The following is a 2,982-nucleotide window of genomic DNA, read 5'->3' as shown; positions in this document are numbered from 1 at the left end:
CTTGCTGTCGTCGAAGGCCTCGACGCCGCCGATCTGCCCGATCATCTCGACGCGGTGCGGCTCGCCGCGGTATTCGCGCAGTGCATGCAGCATCGGCGCCAGCGGCAGGCCAATGGCGGTGCACAGCGCCAGCGCGGCCAGCGCGTTGGCGGCGTTGTGGCGGCCACGGATGCGCAACGCGTCGGCCGGCATCAGGCGCTGCAGCAGCAACTCGTCTTCGTCGTCGCCCTTGCGCTTCTTGATGGTTTCGTCGGCCGGCATCGCACGGACGAGCCAGTCCATGCCGCCGCCCGTGACCAAGCCGAAGTCGCCAGGCTTTTGCGGCGCGTCCAACCCGAAGCGGCAGACCGGCCGGCCCACCAGCTTCTTCGGCTTGCCGCGGCCACCGGTCACGACCACGGCCGCCGGCACCATGGCCTCGACCAGCGTGTCGTCGCGGTTGACGACCATCAGCGCATGTTGGCCGAAGATGCGCGCCTTGGCTGCGGCATAGGCGGCCATCGTGCCGTGCCAGTCCAGGTGGTCCTGCGTGACGTTCAGCACCGTGGCGGCGCTGGGCTCGAAGCCCTGCACACCGTCGAGCTGGAAGCTGGACAACTCCAGCACCCACACGTCCGGCAGGTGCGCGAACACCGGCAGCTTGGGCGGCGGCGGGGCCAGCACGACGGGCGGTGCAAGCGCGTCTTCGTCATCCAACGGCAGCGCTTCGGGTTCGGCCTCGGCTTCCACCTCCGCCGGTTCCGCGGACTCGTCCAGCGGCTCGGCTTCGGCAGCTGCGTTCGGCTCCTCGGCCGGCTCGGCCAGCACCGCTTCATCGGCCTCAGCAGACGGCGGCGGCTCCAGGTCCAGCGCGGCAGACAGCGTGTCCAGCATCGTCGGGCCGATGTTGCCGGCCAGGCCCACGCGCTTGCCGCAGCGCTCCACCAGCATCGAGGTCAGCGCGGTGGTCGTCGTCTTGCCGTTGGTGCCGGTGATGGCGAGCACCTTGGGCGCGTAGCCGCGGTCGGCCTTCAGGTCGGCCAGCGCACGGGCGAACAAGTCCAGTTCGTTCTGCTGCGCCAGGCCCTTGGCACGCGCGGCGGCCAGCAGCGGCGCAATGCGCGTGTCGGCAGGCGCAAGGCCGGGGCTCTTCAGCACCAGTTGCACGTCGGACAGCGAGCCAGTCGCCAGGTCGGCGTCCAGCGCGCCGGAAAAACGCTCGGCGGCAGGCACATCCGTCAACAAAGCAGTGGCCTGCGGCGGCGCTTCGCGCGAGTCCCAGACGCGGATGCGCGCGGCACCGTGCCGCGCGCACCAGCGCGCCATCGCCAGGCCGGAGTCACCGAGCCCGAGGATGAGGATGGACAGGTCGCGCAGCTGATTCATGGACTACCTGAGCTTCAGGCTGGCCAAGCCGATCAGGCACAGCAGCATCGTGATGATCCAGAAGCGGATCACCACCTGGGTCTCGTTCCAGCCGGACTTCTCGAAGTGGTGGTGCAGCGGTGCCATCTTCAGGATGCGCCGGCCTTCGCCGTACTTCTTCTTGGTGTACTTGAACCAGCCGACCTGCAGCATCACCGACAGCGCCTCGGCGACAAACACGCCACCCATCACGCCCAGCAGGATTTCCTGCCGCGTGATGACCGCGACCGTGCCCAGCGCGCCGCCAAGCGAGAGCGCGCCCACGTCGCCCATGAAGACCTGCGCCGGGTGCGCGTTGAACCACAGGAAGGCCAGGCCGGCACCGGCAATCGCGGCGCAGAAGATCATCAGCTCGCCGGCGCCGGGGATGTACGGGAACAGCAGGTACTTGCTGTAGACCGCGCTGCCGACCACGTAGCTGAAGATCGCCAGCGCGCCGGCCACCAGCACCACCGGCATGATGGCCAGCCCGTCCAGCCCGTCGGTCAGGTTGACGGCATTGCTGGCGCCGACGATGACGAAGTAGGTCAGGCCGATGAAGCCGAAGACGCCCAGCGGGTAGCTGATGGTCTTGAAGAACGGCAGCATCAGGTCGGCCTTGGGCGGCAGGTCGTTCGAGAAGCCACTCTGCACCCAGCGCAGGAAAAGCTCCAGCACGCGCAGGTTGTTGGTCTCGGAGACGCTGAACGCCAGGTACAGCGCCGCGACCAGGCCGATCAGCGACTGCCAGATGAACTTCTCGCGCGAGCGCATGCCTTCGGGGTTCTTGTCGACCACCTTGCGCCAGTCGTCGGTCCAGCCGATGGCGCCGAAGCCGAAGGTCACCAGCATCACGATCCAGACGAAGCGGTTGCTCCAGTCGCTCCACAGCACCGTGGCCAGGCCGATGCCGATCAGGATCAGCGCGCCGCCCATGGTCGGCGTGCCGCGCTTGGCCAAGTGGCTCTGCATGCCGTATTCGCGGATCGGCTGGCCGATCTTCAGCTCGGTCAGGCGGCGGATGACCCACGGGCCGAACACCAGGCCGATGACCAGCGCCGTCAACGCGGCCATCACTGCGCGGAAGGTCAGGTACTGGAACACGCGCAGGAAACCGAATTGCTCCGGGTACAGGCCCTGCAGCCACTGCGACAGGCTCAGCAGCATGCGGCCTCCCCTTTGTCTTGCGCGCCGGCCGCTTGCAGCGCGGCGACGACCTGTTCCATCTTCATGAAGCGCGAGCCTTTGACGACCACCGCGCGTGCCGCCGGCCGATCCACCGCAGCCAGCAGCTCGGCCACGCTGGCAAAGTGCCGCGCCGACTGGCCATAGGCCCGCGCGGCGTGCAGGCACAACTCGCCAGTGCTCCAGAAGTGCTCGATGCCACGCTCTGCCGCCAGCGCGCCAACCTCGGCATGGAAGGACTGGCCCTCGTTGCCGACCTCGCCCATGTCACCCAGCACCAGCCAGCGCGGCGCCGGCAGCTCGGCCAGCACCTCGATGGCGGCGCGCACGGAATCGGGGTTGGCGTTGTAGCTGTCGTCGATCAGCGTCTGGCCATTGGCCAACAACTTGACCTGCGAGCGGCCCTTGACCGGC

The 2,982-nt window shown here is 68.4% G+C and carries 3 protein-coding genes; all 3 read right to left on the bottom strand.

Going from position 1 to position 2,982, the window contains the following annotated elements; genetic code table 11:
- Nucleotides 1–1,365 (bottom strand): Mur ligase family protein (locus tag FKP22_RS25810; protein ID WP_141290651.1); only part of this gene is annotated, 1,365 nt, incomplete at its 3' end.
- Between the two features lie 3 nt (nt 1,366–1,368).
- Nucleotides 1,369–2,550 carry a phospho-N-acetylmuramoyl-pentapeptide-transferase gene (gene mraY, locus FKP22_RS25805; protein WP_141290650.1) on the bottom strand — a complete coding sequence of 394 codons (1,182 nt, stop codon included), beginning with the start codon at nt 2,548–2,550 and terminating at the stop codon, nt 1,369–1,371.
- On the bottom strand, nt 2,541–2,982 hold a 442-nt coding region (locus FKP22_RS25800), incomplete at its 5' end, for a glutamate ligase domain-containing protein (RefSeq protein ID WP_310733379.1). The genes FKP22_RS25800 and mraY, both read right to left, overlap by 10 nt.

This window comes from Ideonella azotifigens (assembly GCF_006519715.1).
Classification (GTDB): domain Bacteria; phylum Pseudomonadota; class Gammaproteobacteria; order Burkholderiales; family Burkholderiaceae_C; genus Ideonella; species Ideonella azotifigens.
The sequence above is the reverse complement of the archived record's forward strand: the minus strand, read 5'-3'. Positions and strand labels throughout refer to the sequence as shown.

Excerpts from the sequence above, each read along its gene's own strand:
- mraY (WP_141290650.1), bottom strand. The coding sequence starts at position 2,550 with ATGCTGCTGAGCCTGTCGCAGTGGCTGCAGGGCCTGTACCCGGAGCAA.